Origin of the sequence: Microbacterium meiriae, from assembly GCF_040702565.1 — a bacterium.
In the GTDB taxonomy this organism is placed as follows: Bacteria; Actinomycetota; Actinomycetes; order Actinomycetales; family Microbacteriaceae; genus Microbacterium; species Microbacterium meiriae.
Genome location: NZ_JBFBLJ010000001.1, coordinates 1,066,503 through 1,084,700 on the forward strand (window position 1 = coordinate 1,066,503; position 18,198 = coordinate 1,084,700).

General features: G+C 69.3%; 16 protein-coding genes. 5 read left to right on the forward strand and 11 right to left on the reverse strand.

The window, feature by feature from the left end:
- Positions 1-126: 126 nt before the first annotated feature.
- The 4 genes from AB0310_RS05190 to dut all read right to left on the reverse strand — a co-directional run bounded on the left by AB0310_RS05190 (position 127) and on the right by dut (position 4,900).
- The gene (locus AB0310_RS05190; protein WP_187661561.1) at positions 127-3,006 is read right to left on the reverse strand and encodes an aconitate hydratase; all 2,880 of its coding nucleotides are present in this window, start codon (positions 3,004-3,006) and stop codon (positions 127-129) included.
- A 108-nt stretch (positions 3,007-3,114) separates the two neighbouring features.
- Positions 3,115-3,849, reverse strand: a complete 735-nt coding sequence (locus AB0310_RS05195) for a DUF3159 domain-containing protein (RefSeq protein WP_366236709.1) — start codon at positions 3,847-3,849, stop codon at positions 3,115-3,117.
- Positions 3,846-4,433, reverse strand: a complete 588-nt coding sequence (locus tag AB0310_RS05200; protein WP_060921813.1) for a DUF3710 domain-containing protein — start codon at positions 4,431-4,433, stop codon at positions 3,846-3,848. The genes AB0310_RS05195 and AB0310_RS05200 overlap by 4 nt, the downstream gene beginning before the upstream one ends.
- Complete coding sequence (gene dut, locus AB0310_RS05205) at positions 4,430-4,900, reverse strand: dUTP diphosphatase (protein ID WP_060921812.1); 471 nt, start codon at positions 4,898-4,900, stop codon at positions 4,430-4,432. Before dut ends, AB0310_RS05200 begins: the two co-directional genes overlap by 4 nt.
- A 3-nt stretch (positions 4,901-4,903) precedes the next feature.
- Here dut and AB0310_RS05210 point away from each other — a divergent pair, with 3 nt between their 5' ends.
- On the forward strand, positions 4,904-5,377 hold the full coding sequence (locus AB0310_RS05210; RefSeq protein WP_363332669.1) for a DUF3093 family protein: 474 nt from the start codon (positions 4,904-4,906) through the stop codon (positions 5,375-5,377).
- Between the two features lie 73 nt (positions 5,378-5,450).
- Here the strand turns inward: AB0310_RS05210 and AB0310_RS05215 are convergent, their stop codons facing one another.
- Positions 5,451-5,744, reverse strand: coding sequence for a DUF4193 domain-containing protein (locus tag AB0310_RS05215; RefSeq protein WP_060921810.1), 294 nt, complete (start codon positions 5,742-5,744; stop codon positions 5,451-5,453).
- Positions 5,745-5,943: 199 nt separating this feature from the next.
- On the opposite strand from AB0310_RS05215, the gene sepH reads away from it, so the two are divergent.
- The gene (gene sepH, locus AB0310_RS05220) at positions 5,944-6,990 is read left to right on the forward strand and encodes a septation protein SepH (RefSeq protein WP_366236710.1); all 1,047 of its coding nucleotides are present in this window, start codon (positions 5,944-5,946) and stop codon (positions 6,988-6,990) included.
- A gap of 16 nt (positions 6,991-7,006) precedes the next feature.
- On the opposite strand, the gene AB0310_RS05225 is transcribed toward sepH, so the two are convergent.
- Positions 7,007-8,128 carry an alkaline phosphatase family protein gene (locus tag AB0310_RS05225; protein ID WP_292794109.1) on the reverse strand — a complete coding sequence of 374 codons (1,122 nt, stop codon included), beginning with the start codon at positions 8,126-8,128 and terminating at the stop codon, positions 7,007-7,009.
- A 44-nt stretch (positions 8,129-8,172) separates the two neighbouring features.
- Here AB0310_RS05225 and AB0310_RS05230 point away from each other — a divergent pair, with 44 nt between their 5' ends.
- Entirely contained in the window at positions 8,173-10,614 is a 2,442-nt protein-coding gene (locus tag AB0310_RS05230) for a DNA gyrase/topoisomerase IV subunit A (protein WP_366236711.1), read from the forward strand.
- Positions 10,615-10,674: 60 nt separating this feature from the next.
- Here the strand turns inward: AB0310_RS05230 and AB0310_RS05235 are convergent, their stop codons facing one another.
- Positions 10,675-12,786, reverse strand: coding sequence for a DNA gyrase/topoisomerase IV subunit B (locus tag AB0310_RS05235; RefSeq protein WP_370428886.1), 2,112 nt, complete (start codon positions 12,784-12,786; stop codon positions 10,675-10,677).
- A gap of 181 nt (positions 12,787-12,967) precedes the next feature.
- Here AB0310_RS05235 and AB0310_RS05240 point away from each other — a divergent pair, with 181 nt between their 5' ends.
- Complete coding sequence (locus tag AB0310_RS05240; RefSeq protein ID WP_187661569.1) at positions 12,968-13,186, forward strand: DUF7455 domain-containing protein; 219 nt, start codon at positions 12,968-12,970, stop codon at positions 13,184-13,186.
- A 26-nt stretch (positions 13,187-13,212) separates the two neighbouring features.
- Here the strand turns inward: AB0310_RS05240 and AB0310_RS05245 are convergent, their stop codons facing one another.
- Together AB0310_RS05245 and AB0310_RS05250 are read right to left on the reverse strand one after the other, a co-directional pair.
- Positions 13,213-14,250: an alanine racemase gene (locus AB0310_RS05245; RefSeq protein WP_366236712.1), complete on the reverse strand. Its 1,038-nt coding sequence runs from the start codon at positions 14,248-14,250 to the stop codon at positions 13,213-13,215.
- An 11-nt stretch (positions 14,251-14,261) separates the two neighbouring features.
- Positions 14,262-14,966: an alanine racemase gene (locus tag AB0310_RS05250; RefSeq protein ID WP_232089028.1), complete on the reverse strand. Its 705-nt coding sequence runs from the start codon at positions 14,964-14,966 to the stop codon at positions 14,262-14,264.
- Positions 14,967-15,050: 84 nt separating this feature from the next.
- Between AB0310_RS05250 and AB0310_RS05255 the strand changes: the two genes are divergently transcribed.
- Complete coding sequence (locus AB0310_RS05255) at positions 15,051-16,067, forward strand: sugar-transfer associated ATP-grasp domain-containing protein (protein ID WP_366236713.1); 1,017 nt, start codon at positions 15,051-15,053, stop codon at positions 16,065-16,067.
- 151 nt (positions 16,068-16,218) lie between these two features.
- On the opposite strand, the gene AB0310_RS05260 is transcribed toward AB0310_RS05255, so the two are convergent.
- Together AB0310_RS05260 and AB0310_RS05265 are read right to left on the reverse strand one after the other, a co-directional pair.
- On the reverse strand, positions 16,219-16,911 hold the full coding sequence (locus AB0310_RS05260; RefSeq protein WP_187661571.1) for a coenzyme F420-0:L-glutamate ligase: 693 nt from the start codon (positions 16,909-16,911) through the stop codon (positions 16,219-16,221).
- On the reverse strand, positions 16,911-18,152 hold the full coding sequence (locus AB0310_RS05265) for an RNA polymerase sigma factor (RefSeq protein ID WP_187661572.1): 1,242 nt from the start codon (positions 18,150-18,152) through the stop codon (positions 16,911-16,913). The genes AB0310_RS05260 and AB0310_RS05265 overlap by 1 nt, the downstream gene beginning before the upstream one ends.
- Positions 18,153-18,198: the final 46 nt, after the last annotated feature.

Consider the following 18,198-nt stretch of genomic DNA (forward strand, 5'->3'; position numbering starts at 1 on the left):
GTCCGAACGGGTGCGGACGTCTTCCCGATCCTACCGCTCGGAGCCGGGAATCCCCCGAGGGCGGGGGACCCTTGACACGCCGAAGGGGCCCGTGTCGGTGGACACGGGCCCCTTCATCGATGCGTCTCAGACGAGCGAGCGCAGCACGTACTGCAGGATGCCGCCGTTGCGGTAGTAGTCCGCCTCACCGGGGGTGTCGATGCGGACGACCGCGTCGAACTCGACCGGCTGCTTGCCCTCGGGCGAGTGCTCGCTCGGGGTGGCGGTGACCTTGACCGTCTTCGGGGTGACGCCGTTGTTGAGCTCCTCGAGCCCCGTGATCGAGACGATCTCGGTGCCGTCGAGGCCCAGCGACTCCCAGCTCTCGCCGGCGGGGAACTGCAGCGGGACGACGCCCATGCCGATGAGGTTGGAGCGGTGGATGCGCTCGAAGCTCTCCGTGATCACGGCCTTGACGCCCAGGAGGCTGGTGCCCTTGGCCGCCCAGTCGCGCGACGAGCCGGAGCCGTACTCCTTGCCTCCGAACACGACGAGCGGGGTCCCCTGCTCGGCGTAGTTCATGCACGCGTCGTAGATGTACGACTGCGGGCCGTCCGGCTGGGTGAAGTCGCGGGTGTAACCGCCCTCGACGACCTGTCCGTCGTTCACGGCCGAGACCATGAGGTTCTTCAGGCGGATGTTCGCGAAGGTGCCGCGGATCATGACCTCGTGGTTGCCGCGACGCGAGCCGAAGGAGTTGAAGTCCTTGCGGTCGACGCCGTGCTCCGTGAGGTACTGGGCCGCGGGCGTGCCCGGCTTGATGTTTCCGGCGGGCGAGATGTGGTCGGTGGTGACCGAGTCGCCGAGCGTCGCCATGACCCGGGCACCTTCGATGTCCTTCACCGGGGTGAGCTCCATCGTCATGCCGTCGAAGTACGGGGCCTTGCGCACGTAGGTCGAGTCCTCGTCCCACTGGAACGTGTCGTCGTCCGGCGTGGGCAGGTTGCGCCAGCGCTCGTCACCGTCGAACACGGTGGCGTACTGCTTGATGAACTGGTCGCGCGAGATCGACGAGTCGACGATCTCCTGCACCTCGTCCGGCGAGGGCCAGATGTCCTTGAGGAACACGTCGTTGCCGTCCGCGTCCGTGCCGAGCGCGTCGGTCTCGAAGTCGAAGTGCATCGAGCCGGCGAGGGCGTACGCGATGACCAGCGGCGGGCTCGCCAGGTAGTTCATCTTCACGTCCGGGCTGATGCGGCCCTCGAAGTTGCGGTTGCCCGAGAGGACGGCCGTCACGGCGAGGTCGTGCGAGTTGATCGCCTCGGAGACCTCTTCGATCAGCGGACCGGAGTTTCCGATGCAGATGGTGCAGCCGTAGCCGACCGTGTAGAAGCCGAGGCCCTCGAGGTCCTTGTCCAGGCCGGACTTCTCGTAGTAGTCCGTGACGACCTTCGACCCCGGGCCGAGCGTGGTCTTCACCCACGGCTTCTGCTTGAGGCCCTTCTCCCGCGCCTTGCGGGCGAGGAGACCGGCGGCGATCATGACCGACGGGTTGGACGTGTTGGTGCACGACGTGATGGCGGCCAGCGTGACGGCGCCGTTGTCGAGGGTGTACTGCTCGCCCTCGGGAGTCGTGACCGGCACGGGGTTCGACACGTTGGCCGGCGCACCGCTGCTGATGTGCACCGGACGCGTGGTCGGCTCCTCCTCCCCCGGGACCTGTCCGGGGTCGGACGCCGGGAAGGAGTGCTTGGACTCGAGGTCGACGATGTCGTCGCTGGTCGAGGCCGTGGCGTAGTTCAGGATGTCCTGCTCGAACTGCGTCTTCGCCTCGGAGAGGAGGATGCGGTCCTGCGGGCGCTTCGGACCGGCGATGGACGGGACGACCGTGCTGAGGTCGAGCTCCATGTACTCGCTGAAGACGGGCTCGTGAGAGGCGTCGTGCCAGAGCTTCTGCTCCTTGGCGTAGGCCTCGACGAGCGCGACGGCCTCGTCGCTGCGGCCGGTGAGACGCAGGTAGTCGAGGGTGACGTCGTCGATCGGGAAGATCGCGGCGGTCGAGCCGAATTCGGGCGACATGTTGCCGATCGTCGCGCGGTTCGCGAGCGGCACGGAGGCGACGCCCTCGCCGTAGAACTCGACGAACTTGCCGACGACGCCGTGCTTGCGCAGCATGTCGGTGATGGTGAGCACCACGTCGGTCGCCGTCACACCGGCGGGGATCTCACCGGAGAGCTTGAAGCCGACGACGCGCGGGATGAGCATCGACACGGGCTGGCCGAGCATCGCGGCCTCGGCCTCGATGCCGCCGACGCCCCAGCCGAGCACGCCCAGGCCGTTGACCATCGTGGTGTGCGAGTCGGTGCCGACACAGGTGTCGGGGTAGGCCTGGAGGACGCCGCCGTTGGTGCGGTCGTAAATGACCTTCGCGAGGTGCTCGATGTTCACCTGGTGGACGATGCCGGTGCCGGGGGGCACGACCTTGAAGTCCTGGAACGCGGTCTGGCCCCAGCGGAGGAACTGGTACCGCTCGCCGTTGCGCTCGTACTCGATCTCGACGTTGCGCTCGAGCGCGTTCTCGGTGCCGAACAGGTCGGCGATGACGGAGTGGTCGATGACCATCTCGGCCGGCGAGAGCGGGTTGATCTTGTTCGGGTCTCCCCCGAGCGCCGTCACGGCCTCGCGCATGGTGGCGAGGTCGACGATGCAGGGCACACCGGTGAAGTCCTGCATGACCACGCGCGCCGGCGTGAACTGGATCTCGGTGTTGGGCTCCGCGTTGGCGTCCCACGACCCGAGCGCCTCGATCTGCGCCTTCGTGACGTTCGCGCCGTCCTCGGTGCGAAGCAGGTTCTCCAGGAGGACCTTGAGGCTGAAGGGGAGCTTGTCGAAACCGGGCACCGTGTCGATGCGGAAGATCTCGTAGTCGGTGCTGCCGACCGTCAGGGTGCTCTTGGCACCGAAGCTGTTCACCGTGGACACGAATCCGTCTCCTTCTATTCGGATGGGAGCGACAGGCGCCTCCATCTTGCTCGCCGGTGCGGCCGCGCGGCTAGCAAGGGGGACCTAACCAGTCTGCTCCGCGCAGGTCACCGGCGAAAGCCCGTGATTTATCTTGATGTCGAGATAAATCTATCACGCCGCCGCGGGGTCGTCGTGCGACGACGCGCGGGGATAGAGCGCACGGACGACCAGCCAGGTCACGGCGATCAGCGGCGCGAACAACGGCAGTCCCATCACGAGCTTGAGGGTTCCGAGCGCCGTCGTCTGCTCGGCCAGGTACAACGGAAGCTGCACCGCAAGACGGGCGAAGAACAAGGCGGCCCAAGCAATTGCGAGCCAGAAGAACGCGCGGCGCTTCCGCCTGTCTGCGCGCCATGCCGTCCCCTCCCCCATGAGGAATCCGACGGCAAGACCGATCAAAGACCAGCCGATGAGCGCAGACACGAGGATCGCAGTGCCGTAGGCAGCGTTCGTTATCAAGCCGGGCACGAAGTTGTCCTGTGCGCGCCCGGTCCAAAGCGCGAGCCCGGCGGCGGCCACGGCGGCGATCAGTCCGCCGAGGGCGGCCGACGGCGGCGACTTCTGCACCAGCCGGACGAGGGTGAACACGGCGGCCAGACCGACCGACACTCCGAGGGGCAGCAGCAGGGGTTCCGGCCGGAGGGTGAACAGGATCACGAACGCGAGGCTCGGCAGCACCGACTCCAGGATCCCGCGCCAGCCGCCCATGGCCGACCAGACGACCTTGTGCGTCTGCGCGTTCTCGGACGGATCGAGCCCAGCCTTGCGCGCCGCACCGCCGAGGGCTGCTCCGAGGATCTCCGACGCGCTCTGCGTGCGCGACTCCTCGGGGTCCGGCGTGGTCACGCGGAGCCCGGCGTCGCCGGCATCTTCAGCGGGATGAGGTCGCGCGGCGGCATGGGCGCTCCCCCGCGCACGACGACGATCGAGCGGAACAGGTCCTCGACCTTCGCCGCGGCCTCGGGGTCGGACGCCGCCGCGCCGCCGATCACGCCGCGCAGGAACCAACGGGGACCGTCGATGCCGATGAAGCGCGCGAGACGCAGGCCGGAGCCCTCGCTGGCCGTCGCGGGGACCTCGGCGAGGAGCTCCTTGCCGAGCGGTCCTTCCCGCTCCTCGACGCGGCCGCCCTGCGCCTTGACCTGGTCGCGCAGCTGGACCCGCGTCTCATCCCAGAGACCGCCGCTGCGCGGAGCCGCGAACGGCTGCACCTGGAGAGAGGACTCGGCGTAGTCGAGCCCGACCGCCACGATGCGCTTGCTCTGCTCCTCCACCTCGAGCCGCAGGTTCAGGCCCTCGCGCGGCAGGATCTTGATCCCGCCGAGGTCGATGTAGGGGCGGACGGGGTTCGCCTCGGAGTCGTCGAACGGGCCCTCGGTGGCGCGGTTCTCCGGCGCCGACTTGGAGGGGGTGTCGTTGCTGTCGGTCATTTCGCCTGTCCTGCTTCGTTCTCGGGGGTCTGTGCCTGATAGCCGGTCGATCCGAACCCGCCGGCGCCGCGAACGCTGTCCGGCAGCTCGTCCACCGGAAGGAACCGGGCCCGAGTGACGGGCATCACGATGAGCTGCGCGATGCGATCGCCGACGGCGACATCGTACGCGCTGTGGATGTCCGTGTTGATCAGGCTCACCTTGATCTCTCCCCGGTAGCCGGCGTCGACGGTGCCGGGCGAGTTCACGATCGAGATGCCATGCTTCGCCGCGAGACCGCTGCGGGGCACCACGAAGGCCGCATAGCCGTCGGGCAGCGCGATGCGCACGCCCGTGGGCACGAGAGCCCGCTCCCCCGGCTCCAACCGCACGGCCTCGGCGGCGACGAGATCGGCTCCGGCGTCGCCCGGATGCGCATAGCCGGGGACCACTGCGGCGATAATGGGGACATCAACGGAATCGGTCACCCCATGAGGCTAATGCAGAACCCCGCAACGGACGCACGTCCCCGCTACCACGAACGACTGGCCCCCAGCCTGTGGCTGCTGGTCACGATCGCCCTGGCGGGACCGATGGTGTCCCTGATCTTCGTGCCGGTCGGCTCGACCTTCGCGCTGCTCCTCGGAGCGGCGGTCTCGGCGCTCCTCGTGGTGGCGGCCCTCGCCCTCGCTCCGGTGGTGTCGGTGCAGGACGGCGTCCTCCGAGCCGGACGCGCCCACATCGACGTGCGCTATCTCGGCGAGCCGACGGCACTGACCGGCGAGGAGGCGCGCAGCGCCAGAGGACCCGAGCTCCCGGCTCGCGGGTGGCACCTCATCCGCGGCGGCATCGACGGAGTCGTCGTGGTGCCGAACACCGATGAGGCCGACCCCGTCGTGGCCTGGACGATCTCGACCCGCACCCCCGACCGCCTCGCCGCGGCCATCCGCGCCGCACGGGACTGACCGCCCCCGCAGACGACAGCGCGCCCCTGACCGGGATGGTCGGGGGCGCGTGGGGCGTCGCTCGGAGGGCTGCTCAGGCAGCGCACTCCTTGCAGATGGGGCCGTCGGGTCCCTCGTGGTCGAGCTGCGAGCGGTGCTTCACGAGGAAGCAGCTCATGCAGGTGAACTCGTCCTGCTGCGCGGGCAGCACGACGACATCCAGCTCGAGGTCGGAGAGGTCCGCGCCAGGGAGGTCGAAGCTCGACGGGTTGTCGGAGTCCTCGTCTCCGGTCGTGCCGGACAGCTTGTCCGGCACACGCTCCTTGAGGGCTTCGATCGACTCGGAGTCGTCTTCACTCTTTCGGGGAGCGTCGTAATCGGTTGCCATGCGGTGAATCTCCACTTTCATGGTGCGAGTGGGCGGGTGCGCCGTCGGGTAATCGGCGGCCATAGTTTGCATGACCGGCGGGCGTTTCGCAAATGCCCTCCCATGCGACAGGGCAAACTCACGGCACGCCCGCCGTATTCCCTGTCCCGGCCCGTCCGGCGTGACACCATGAACGCACACCCATCAGAGGGGCATTCGCATGGAAAACGTCACCATCGTCGGCACAGAAGCAGGAGTGCTCGTCCTCGCGACCGAGGCGGGCGAGCGGTTCGCGCTGCCCATCGACGCGGTGCTGCAGCGGGAGATCCGCCGCGCGACCCGCCAGGCCGAGCCGGCCGCACAGAAACTCGCCGCGAGCCCGCGGGATATCCAGGCGCAGATCCGCGCCGGTCTCACCGCCGCGGAGGTCGCCGAGCTCCTCGGGATCAGCGTCGACGACGTCGCCCGGTTCGAGGGCCCGGTCCTCGCCGAGCGCGAGCACATCATCGGCCAGGCCCTCGCCGTGCCCGTCCTCATCGGCAGCGAGGTCGAGCCGGACGCGCAGCCCACCTTCGGAGCTGCGGTCCGCGCCAAGCTCGCCGAGGTGTCCGCATCGTCCGAGCGCTGGGCCAGCTGGAAGGAGGAGTCCGGCTGGATCATCAAGCTCGAGTTCTCCGCCAACGACGTCGAGCACGACGCGCGCTGGAGCTTCGACCCGCGACGCAGCGCCCTCTCGCCCCTGAACGCCGATGCCACGCAGCTCTCCCGCCAGGGTTCGCTCCCGGAGGGACTCATCCCCCGCCTGCGCGCGGTGGAGGCCGACCGTGCCACCTCGCCCTACAAGGACGACAGCCGTTTCGATTCGGGTGCCTTCGGTCCCCGCCTCGTCCCGACGCCCGCCGCGGAGGCAGACGAGCCGGCGCAGCCCGAGCGTTCGGCACCGGCGGTCCAGGACGCGGCGATCAACCGCGCTCCCGACTCCGCCTCGACGAGCCCGGAGACCGCGGACCTCCTCGAGGCCCTGCGTCGTCGCCGCGGGCAGCGGGAGCCGTCGCCGATCGAGCACGAGGTCGAGGAGATCCAGGAGGATTCCGACCCGATCGCCCTGTTCGCCGCGCTCGAGGAGCCGGACGACGAGCCCGAGGCTCCGGAACCCGCACCGCGTCAGCCCGGGTCGGGCGACAGCGAGGGCAGCGGACGCCGACGGCGCCGCAACGCGATGCCGTCGTGGGACGAGATCGTCTTCGGAGCGCGCACCGACGAGTGATCGTTCCGGGGCCCCGTCAGGAGGCGAAGGCCCCGAACCGCAGGAACGGTACCCGGGTCTCGTCAGGCGTGAGCGCTCCGTGCTGTCCCACCATCCCTCGGTTGCGCTGGTCCTCGGCGGTGCCGTCGTAGAGCGCGCCCACTCCGGTGGCGATGACCAGCACGTCGCCGATGCGATCGAGGACCTCATCGCGCACGACCGGACCGAAGAGGCCCGCCCGGACCGCCTCCTCTCGGGTGACGACATCGGCCGCGCCCTCGAGATCGCTGCGCAGACGCGTCGTCACCAGCGCCGCATCGGCGTCCGGCTCGCGGTAGAGGTGCAGCATGCGGGGTTCCCCACCGACATGACGGATGCCCCCGAGATGCTGCTCCTCGAGCACCACCTGCCGGTGGAACGGGACGTCGACCATGCCGTGGTCAGAGGTCACGACCACGCCGACCCGCGGGGGGACGCGAAGCGACAGCGCGCCGTCGATCCGCTCCAGCGCAGCCACCCACTCGGCAGAGGCGACACCGTGCTTGTGCCCCGCCTTGTCGACCTCGGGAAGGTAGCAGTAGACGAGCGATCCCGGATGCTCCTCGGCCAGCGTGTACGCGACCTCGACGCGTTCCTCCGGCGTCGCAGCGGGCACGAACGTCGCCCCCCTCAGCGTGGCGCGGGTGAAGCCGCTGTGCGCGTAGGTCGCGAGTCCGACCGCGAAGGTCTCCCGCCCGGCGACTGCCGCGCGCTCGAAGACCGTGGGCGCCGCCTGCCACGTGAGCGGGTCGAGGCCGTCCGTCTCCCACCCGCTCAGCTGATTCACGAGGACATCCCGTTTCGGGTCCCTGACCCGGTACCCGACGAGGCCGTGTTCTCCCGGCCACACGCCGGTGGTGAGGCTCGTCAGCGCGGCGGCCGTCGTCGTCGGGAAGACCGTCTGCGCGATATCCTTCTTCGTCATCGACGCGGTCAGCGACCGCGCGTGACCGGCATGCCCGCGAAGGCTGATCGCACCGAGGCCGTCGATCACGACCAGCACCACCGCGTCGGCGCGGGGCAGCGTGGCGGATTCGCCGCGGAGAGCGGCGCACAGGTCGTCCGCCACCCCGACGACGCTCCGGGCGCCCGGCGGCGCGGACGGTAGCATGAAGGACATCCGAGCCAGTCTGACACAGGCTCCCGTACGCCCTCAGGAAGTCCATGCCGAAAACCCCGCCGCCCGAGCCTGTCGAGGAACGCATCCAGGACATCGATCTCTCCAACGAGATGCAGGGCTCCTTCCTCGAGTACGCGTATTCCGTCATCTACTCGCGTGCGCTCCCCGATGCCAGGGACGGCCTGAAGCCGGTGCAGCGCCGCATCCTCTTCCAGATGGCGGAGATGGGATTGCGGCCGGACCGCGGCCACGTCAAGAGCGCCCGCGTCGTGGGCGAGGTCATGGGGAAGCTGCATCCGCACGGCGACTCCGCGATCTACGATGCCCTCGTCCGCCTCGCCCAGGAGTGGGCGTTGCGGGTGCCGCTCGTCGACGGTCACGGCAACTTCGGATCCCTGGACGACGGCCCGGCTGCCGCGCGATACACGGAGGCGCGCCTCGCCGCCCCCGCGCTGTCGCTCACCGAGAACCTCGACGAGGACGTCGTCGACTTCATCCCGAACTACGACGGCCAGTTCCAGCAGCCCGCGGTGCTGCCTGCGGCCTTCCCGAACCTGCTCGTCAACGGCGCCAGCGGTATCGCCGTGGGCATGGCGACCAACATGGCGCCGCACAACCTCATCGAGGTCGTCGCCGCGGCGACCCATCTGCTCGAGCACCCGGACGCCACCACCGAGGACCTCATGGAGTACGTCCCCGGCCCGGACTTCCCATCGGGCGGGATCCTCATGGGGCTCGACGGCGTGAAGGACGCCTACACGACCGGTCGCGGCGCCCTCAAGGTCCGCGGACGCACGTCGATCGAGCCGCTGGGTCCCCGACGTACGGGCATCATCGTCTCCGAGCTCCCGTACATGGTCGGCCCGGAGCGTCTGATCGAGAAGATCCGCGACGCAGTGCAGGCGAAGAAGCTCCAGGGCATCAGCGACGTCACCGACCTCACCGACCGCAACCACGGCCTCCGCGTCGCCATCGGCATCAAGACCGGATTCGACCCGAACGCCGTCCTGGAGCAGCTGTACCGGCTCACGCCGCTGGAGGATTCCTTCAGCATCAACAACGTCGCGCTCGTCGACGGCCAGCCCCGAACGCTCGGCCTCAAGGAGATGCTCAGCGTCTACGTCGGCCACCGCATCGAGGTCATCACGCGCCGCAGCCGGTACCGTCTCGCCCGTCGGGAGGAGCGCCTGCACCTGGTGGAGGGGCTGCTCATCGCGATCCTCGACATCGACGAGGTCATCCAGGTCATCCGGTCGTCCGACGACACCGAGCAGGCACGCACCCGGCTCCGGTCCGTGTTCGACCTCAGCGAGCCGCAGGCCGAGTACATCCTCGAGCTGCGGCTGCGCCGCCTGACGAAGTTCTCGCGCATCGAGCTTGAGGCGGAGCGGGACGCCCTCCTCGCGGAGATCGCGTCGCTGCGGGAGCTGCTCGCCAGCCCGGCGCTGCTGCGTGCCGCCGTCGCCCAGGAGCTGGACGCCGTGGCCGAGGCCTACGGGACGCCGCGCCGCACCCTGCTGATGAACGCGGCCCCGCCGAAGCCCCGCGCGACGAAGGGCGCGGTGGATCTGCAGATCGCCGACGCTCCGACCACCGTGGTCCTCTCGACGACGGGACGCGCCGTGCGCGTGGACCTCGGCGAAGGACAGGAGCTCACCGCCCCTGCCCGGCGGAGCAAGCACGACGCCATCCTCGCGACCGTCGAGACGACGGTTCGCGGTGAGGTCGGTGCGCTCACGAGCACGGGACGCGTCGTCCGCTTCTCCCCCGTCGATCTGCCCTCGGTGCCCGGCACCTCCGTACAGCTCGCCGCGGGGACTCCGCTGCGCGACTACCTGGGGGTCACGACCAAGGGCGAGCGCATCGTCGGGTTCATCCGATTCGACAGCGACACCCCGGTCGCCCTCGGCACCGCGCAGGGCATCGTCAAGCGGATCGTGCCGTCGACCCTGCCGGTGCGCCCGGACCTGGAGGTCATCGGCCTCAAGAGCGGAGACTCGGTCGTCGGTGCGGCCGACGCGGCGGACGACGCCGACCTCGTGTTCCTGACGACCGACGCCCAGCTTCTGCGGTTCTCGGCCTCGGCGGTCCGCCCGCAAGGAGCACCCGCCGGCGGCATGGCGGGCATCAAGCTCGGCTCCGGCGCCGCGGTCCTCTTCTTCGGTGCCGTCAGCCCGGACACCGACGCCGTCGTCGCCACGGTCTCCGGCGCGGAGAGCATCCTGCCCGGCACCGATCCGGGCCGCGCGAAGGTCTCGGCGTTCACCGAGTACCCGTCCAAGGGCCGCGCGACCGGTGGCGTCCGCGCCCACGCCTTCCTGAAGGGCGAGGACCGCCTCACGGTCGCCTGGGTCGGCCCCCGCCCGGCTCTGGCCGTAGACCCCACCGGCGCGGTGCGCAAGCTCCCCGAGCCCGGAGCGCGCCGCGATGCCTCCGGCCAGCCGATCGACGGCGTCATCGGCAGCATCGGCCGGACCCTCGTCTGACCCGTCCGCCAAGAAAGGGGACCCGGCCTCGCCGGGTCCCCTTCTTCGTCCCCGCCGCCCTCAGGCGTCGATGGCTTCGCGCGAGAGCTGGTCCGCGGAGTCGATGATGAACTCCCGCCGCGGGGCGACCTCGTTGCCCATGAGCAGCTCGAAGACGCGGCCCGCGGCCTCGGCATCCTCCATCCGTACCCGGCGGAGCAGGCGACCGGAACGGTCCATCGTCGTGTTCGCGAGCTGCTCCGCGTCCATCTCCCCGAGACCCTTGTACCGCTGGATCGGCTCGTGCCAGCGCTTGCCGGCCTTGCGGAGCTTGGCGAGCAGGGCGTGCAGCTCCTGCTCGCTGTAGGTGTAGATGGTCTCGTTCGGCTTCGAGCCCGGGTTGATGACGATGATCCGGTGCAGCGGCGGCACGGCGGCGAACACGCGTCCATGCTCGATGAGCGGCCGCATGTAGCGGAAGAACAGCGTGAGCAGGAGCGTGCGGATGTGCGCTCCGTCGACATCGGCGTCGCTCATGAGGATGATCTTCCCGTAGCGCGCCGCGTCGATGTCGAAGGTCCGCCCGGAGCCCGCGCCGATCACCTGGATGATGGACGCGCACTCGGCGTTGGACAGCATGTCGCCGACCGACGCCTTCTGCACGTTGAGGATCTTCCCGCGGATGGGCAGCAGCGCCTGGAACTCGCTGTTGCGGGCGTTCTTGGCCGTGCCGAGGGCCGAGTCGCCCTCGACGATGAAGAGCTCGCTGCGCTCCACGTCGTTCGTCCGGCAGTCGACGAGCTTGGTCGGCAGGGTGGACGATTCGAGCGCGTTCTTGCGGCGCTGCGTCTCCTTGTGGGCGCGTGCGGACACACGCGCCTTCATCTCGGAGACGATCTTGTCGAGCAGCTGCGTGGCCTGGCTCTTGTCGTCGCGCTTGGTGGAGGTGAAACGCTGCTGGAGGTCCTTGCGCATCACCTGCGCGACGATCTGGCGGACCGCGGGCGTGCCGAGCACCTCCTTCGTCTGACCCTCGAACTGCGGCTCCGGCACGTTGACCGTGAGGACGGCGGTGAGGCCGGCGAGGACGTCGTCCTTCTCGAGCTTGTCGTTGCCGACTTTGAGCCGACGCGCGTTCTGCTCGACCTGGCTGCGGAGCACCTTCAGCAGCTCCTGCTCGAAGCCCTGCTGATGCGTGCCGCCCTTCGGCGTGGAGATGATGTTCACGAAGGAGCGGATGCGGGTGTCATAGCCGGTGCCCCAGCGCAGGGCGATGTCGACGGCGCATACGCGCTCGACCTCGGTCGCCACCATGTGGCCGTCGGGCTGCAGGACCGGGACGGTCTCGGTGAACGTGCCCTCTCCCTGGATGCGCCAGGTGTCGGTCACCGGCGGGTCGACCGCCAGGTACTCCACGAACTCGGAGATGCCGCCCTCGTAGAGGTACGAGGTCTCCACGGGGCCGGCCGGGGTGCCGTCCTCCCCCACCACTGCGCTCGCGGCGCGCTCGTCGCGGACCACGATCTCGAGGCCGGGGACCAGGAAGGCGGTCTGCCGCGCGCGGGTCTCGAGCTCGGCGAGCTGGAAGGCGGCGTCCTTGGTGAAGATCTGACGGTCGGCCCAGTAGCGCACACGCGTACCGGTGACCCCGCGCGGCGCCTTGCCGACGACGCGCAGCTCACTGTTCTCCTCGAACGGGGTGAAGGGCGCATCGGGCCGCTTCTCCCCCGAGTCCTGGAAGATGCCGGGCTCGCCGCGGTGGAAGGACATCGCGTAGGTCTTACCGCCGCGGTCGACCTCGACGTCGAGGCGCTCGGAGAGCGCGTTCACCACCGAGGCGCCGACGCCGTGGAGACCGCCCGACGCCGCGTAGGAGCCGCCGCCGAACTTCCCTCCGGCGTGCAGCTTGGTGTAGACGACCTCGACGCCGGTCAGACCGGTCCGGGGCTCCACGTCGACGGGGATGCCGCGACCGCGGTCGTGCACCTCGACGCTGCCGTCATCGTGGAGGATGACGTCGATGCGGGATCCGTTGCCGGCGACCGCCTCGTCGACGGAGTTGTCGATGATCTCCCAGAGGCAGTGCATGAGCCCGGGCGAACCGTTCGAGCCGATGTACATGCCGGGGCGCTTGCGGACCGCTTCGAGTCCTTCGAGCACCTGGAGATGATGGGCGGAGTACTCGGCATTCACAATCTCCGAGTCTATTCGCGGGACGGTCCCGCCCCTCGCAGACACTCCCCGCGGCACCGCGTTCGCGCGTGTGCGCGTACGCGCTGAGCGAAACACGCCGTCGACCGGGCATGCCCCCAGGTGCAGCGTGGTTGTATTGAGCACGACCAACAAGGACGCCGACACCCGAGGAGGCCCCGAGATGAATGCAACGACCGAACGTGAGACCTCCGCTGTCGAGTACCGCCTGACTGCGATGGACCGCTGTGACTCGTGTGGAGCACAGGCCTACATCGCCGCCGAGGTCAACGGCTCCGAGCTGCTCTTCTGCGCCCACCACGGCCGCAAGTACGAAGAGAAGCTGCGCAGCGTGGCCACGAGCTGGCACGACGAGACCGCTCGTCTCGTCGAGACGGTCTGATCAGCGCCTGAACCGGCCGAGCCGGTTCACTCCACGACCCTCCGCCGAATCCGCGGACCGAGGCGGGTGAGGATCTCCTCGCCCACCGTCTCGATCCGCTCGGCGAGGGTCGTCGCTGTCTCCTCCCCCTGCGCGCCCGGCCCGAAGATCGTCACCTCGTCGCCGACAGCCATCCCCGGCCAGCCCTCGACGGTCGTCGTCGCCAGGTCGATCTCGGGCGCCACGCGGGGGCCGGCCGGGGTACCGACCGTCATGCCGGCCAGCGTCGAGGGCAGGCCGTCGAGACTGCCGACGGCCACGACCGCGGCGTCGCCGTCGACCCGGATTACCGGGGCCACGAGACGTGCCGCCGGCTGCACACCGTCGAGATCCGGGCCGTCCGCCGAACGGATGCCGTAGCAGAACGCCCCGATCCGTGACACCGTGCCGCGCAGTTCCGGACGCCACCAGGATGCCGCCGACGCCGTGAGGTGCAGGGCCGCCGGCACAGCTCCGGACAGGCCGGTGTGCTGCACGGCATCGAGGAACACGGACTGGGCCTCGTCGTCCTCGGCGTCGCTCGCCTCCGCGATGTGACTCCACACGCCCACGAGCGCGAGGGTGCCCGCGCTCTCGGCCGCCCTCGCCTCGGCAACGGCCGCCGCCCAGTCCTCCGGACGCACGCCATTGCGATGGAGGCCGGTGTCGATCTTGAGATGCACCCGGGCACGCACACCGAGCACGTCGGCCCGCGTGACGATGCGGCGCAGGTACTCGATGGTGCCGACGCCGAGCTCGATGTCCTGCAGGAGCGCCTCGTCGATCTCCTCGTCGGTCGAGGTCGCCCAGGCGAACACGGACGCGGTCCCGCCTGCGAGGCGCCGGACGTCGAGGCCCCCGCGCACGTCGTAGCTGCCGAACGTCGTCACCCCCACCTCGAGCGCGGTCTCCACCGCCCAGCGGAGTCCGTGGCCGTACGCGTCGTCCTTGAGCACCAGCATCAACGTGGAGTCGCCCAGTCGGTCGCGCACGGCCGCGATGTTCGCGCGGAAGACGGCGCTGTCCAGGCGGAGTTCTGGTCGCATCGGCCCACCCATCATGCCTCCCATCCGCGCACGGCGTGAGCACCGGGGACGGCCACGAGCTCCGCGGGCGTCATCCCGGTGACCTCGGCCCAGCGGGCGATCGCGTCGGATGCGGGGCCGGTCCCGCCGAAGAACGTCACCGTGTCTCCCACCTCGGCCGCGGCGCCCTGGAGGTCGATCACACAGACGTCCATGGCGACTCGTCCGACGATGGGACGCAGCGCGCCGGCGATCTCCACGTCGGCGTGATTGCCGAGAGAGCGGACGACACCCTGCGCGTAGCCGCCCGTCACGAGCGCGACCTCCGTGTCCGCTGCGGCCCGGAAGGTGTAGCCGTAGGAGACAGCCTCCCCCGCGCGCAGGCGCTTGGTGGACATGACCCGGCCGACCAGGCGCATGACCGGAGGTGTCGCCGGGATTCCCTCCGCGGACGGCAGCCCGTAGAGGAGGACGGGGTCGACGTCGGGCGTACCGACGGTCGTGGCGCTGATGCCTTCGAGGCGCAGGGCCTCGACTTCGCCTGGCGAGTCCACGAGGACCTCCTCGACGCCCGCGGCTGTCACCGCGTGGGCCACGGCGAGCAGTCCATGCCCCCATGCGTCGCGGCGGAGATCGGCACGGCGGCCCCCGGCCCGGATCGCCGCGGACGCGCCGGCAGCAAGGGCCGAACGGGAGATCATCGCCTGCGGAAGCGCACTCGAACTCGTGTCACACACGTCCTCCAGCCTAGCTTCCGCGCTCCCAGGAGCCTGGGGGCTCCCCGCGTAGACTGGGACGTCGATCCCTAGACCCGGAGCTCCATGTCTCGTCTTTCTCTCGCGCCCCGCATCCGCTATCTCCTCGGCCGTGCCCGCCGCATCGACGTCGGTTCGGTGTTCGAACGGGCGAAGGAGGCCTCGGCACAGCACCACCGTCCCGTTCCCACGATCGTCGCCGACATGCTCTGGTCGGCGGCCCGCCACAACGTGGGCTTCCAGGACTACATCGACTACGACTTCGCGATGCTCAACCGTGCCGAGCGCGAGACGTACATGACGCATCCGGTGTCCAACCAGCTCTCGCAGAAGTACGACCACCCCGACTTCCGCTGGATCTTCCAGGACAAGATCGAGTTCAACCGGAAGTTCTCCGCACATCTGCATCGCGAGTGGATGGTGGTCGAGGAGGGCAACGCCGACGAGGTCCGTGCCCTCACGGAGCGCCTCGGAACGATCGTCACGAAGGAGCCGGTCGGCCAGGCCGGGACCGGTGTGCACCGATATCACGCCGCCGACATCACGGACTGGACCGAGTTCCACCGCGGTCTCCTCGACCGCGGCGAGCTGCTGATCGAAGAGGTCATCCGCCAGCATGACGACCTGGCGGCCGTGTGCCCCGGAACCGTGAACACCACCCGCATCACCGCCTTCTTCGACGGGGAGAAGGCGCACATCCTCGCAATGGCCCAGAAGTTCGGCCGCGGCGCGGTGAGCGATCAGATGACCTTCGGCGGCTTCTACACGATGCTCGATGAGAACGGGCACGCCGTGGGGGCCGGCTATGACTCGCACGGGCACGTGCACGAGACCCACCCGGACTCGGGCTTCCGCATCGCCGACTTCCAGCTGCCCTACATGGACGAGGTGCGCGCCTTCATCGAACAGGTCGCGCGGGTCGTGCCGCAGGTGCAGTACGTCGGATGGGACGTCGTCGTGACCCCGGACGGCCCCGTGCTCGTCGAGGGGAACTGGGGCGCGGGCGTCTACGAGAACAAGCCCAGCGTCACCGGCATCCGTACCGGGCACAAGCCGCGCTACCGCGAGGTCATCGGCTTCTGACCTTTCGACAGCTCACCCTTCGACAGGCTCAGGGACCCCGCAGGGGTCGCTGAGCCCGTCGAAGCGCCGGGCCACCCCTTTACATGCGAACCGGCCCCTTGCGTTCACACGCAAGGGGCCGGTTCGGTCGTGAAGGGGTGGGTCGAGCTGTTCAGACCGCGCGGACGATGCCGAGCGGCGTGGACTCGAGGCCCTGACCGAGCGGGTTGTCACCGAGGATCTTCACCAGCCGCAGCTCCCCCGCCTTGTCGAGCGTGGAGCCGAGGATGTTGCCGCCGAGATCGTTGATGTCGACCACCGCCACCTCGGCCTGGCCTCCGATCAGCGTCTTCAGGTGCGCCGCAACGCGGTCCGGGTCCTTCGGGCCGAGCACCACAGCCTCGTTGTACGGCGGGATGGTGTGCTTCGTCGGTCCGTCGATCGCGCGGGCCTTGTCCCCCGCGATGCGGTAGAAGTCGCCCTTGCGCCCGAAGGCCTTGGTGACCGCCGAGACGGCGGCAGCGAAGAGGATGCGCGGCGTACCGCACTCCCGCAACGCCATCTCCATCGTCTCGGGCATGCCGAGACCGATGCCGTACGGCGTGCGGGTGACGTACTTCGACAAGAACAGCGCGAGCTTCCGCGGCTGGATCTCGTCCAAGCGGTACGACCGGCCCTGGGTGATCGCGACGATCTTCTCGGTCACGAAGAGCAGGTCGCCCGGCTGGACGGCATCCTTCGCGTACTCCGTGATGATGGCGTCGAGGTCGTCATCCGGCATCACGACGCGGGTGCGCAGCGGGATCCGCGCGTAGCTCTTTCCGTCGACGCTCGTCTCGAGCGCCTTGCCCTCGTTCGCCTGCATCACTCGAGGTAGTCCCGCAGCGACTGCGAGCGGCTCGGGTGGCGCAGCTTGGCCATCGTCTTGGACTCGATCTGACGGATGCGCTCGCGCGTCACGCCGAACGTGTCACCGATCTGGTCGAGCGTCTTCGGCTGACCGTCGCCCAGACCGAAGCGCATCCGGATCACGCCGGCTTCGCGCTCGGAGAGGGAGTCGAGGAGCTGCTCGAGCTGACGCTGCAGCATCGTGAAGCCCACGGCGTCGGCGGGGACCACGGCCTCGGTGTCCTCGATGAGGTCACCGAACTCGCTGTCTCCGTCTTCGCCGAGCGGGGTGTGCAGGGAGATCGGCTCGCGACCGTACTTCTGCACCTCGACGACCTTCTCCGGAGTCATGTCGAGCTCGCGGCTCAGCTCTTCCGGGGTGGGTTCGCGACCGAGGTCCTGCAGCATCTGCCGCTGCACGCGGGCGAGCTTGTTGATGACCTCGACCATGTGCACCGGGATGCGGATGGTGCGGGCCTGGTCGGCCATGGCGCGGGTGATGGCCTGACGGATCCACCAGGTCGCGTAGGTCGAGAACTTGAAGCCCTTGGTGTAGTCGAACTTCTCCACCGCGCGGATGAGACCGAGGTTGCCCTCCTGGATCAGGTCCAGGAACTGCATGCCGCGACCGGTGTAGCGCTTGGCGAGGGAGACGACGAGACGGAGGTTCGCGCCGAGGAGGTGGCTCTTCGCGCGCTGGCCGTCACGGGCGACCCACTGCAGGTCGAGTCCGAGCTGGCTCGTCTTCTCGGCGGGGGACATCGCGGAGAGCTTCTCCTCCGCGAACAGACCCGCCTCGATGCGCATCGCGAGCTCGACCTCTTCGGCCGCGTTCAGCAGCGCGACCTTTCCGATCTGCTTCAGGTAGTCCTTGACCGGGTCGGCCGTGGCACCGGTGATCTGGGTCGAGTAGACCGGGACCTCTTCGTCGTCCTTGGAGGAGATGACGATCGCGCCGGTCGGCAGCGGCTCGGTGAAGGCCGGCTTCGCGTCGTCCTCCTCCTCGTCGCCCGCGGCGTCCTCGGAGCCCTCGGCTGCGGCGGCGTCGTCTTCCTCGACGACGTCGTCCGACTTCTTCTTCTTCGCGGGGGCGCGCTTGGCCGCGGCGCGCTTGGGCGCAGGAGCCGCTTCGGTCGTTTCGACGTCCTCGACCTCGGGATCCGCGGTGATCTGATCGGCCTTCTTCGTCCGCGTGTTCTTCGTCGTGGCAGGAGTCACGTTTCGCCTTTCACGGGGCCGCTGGGAGACCCCGGGACATTTCGGA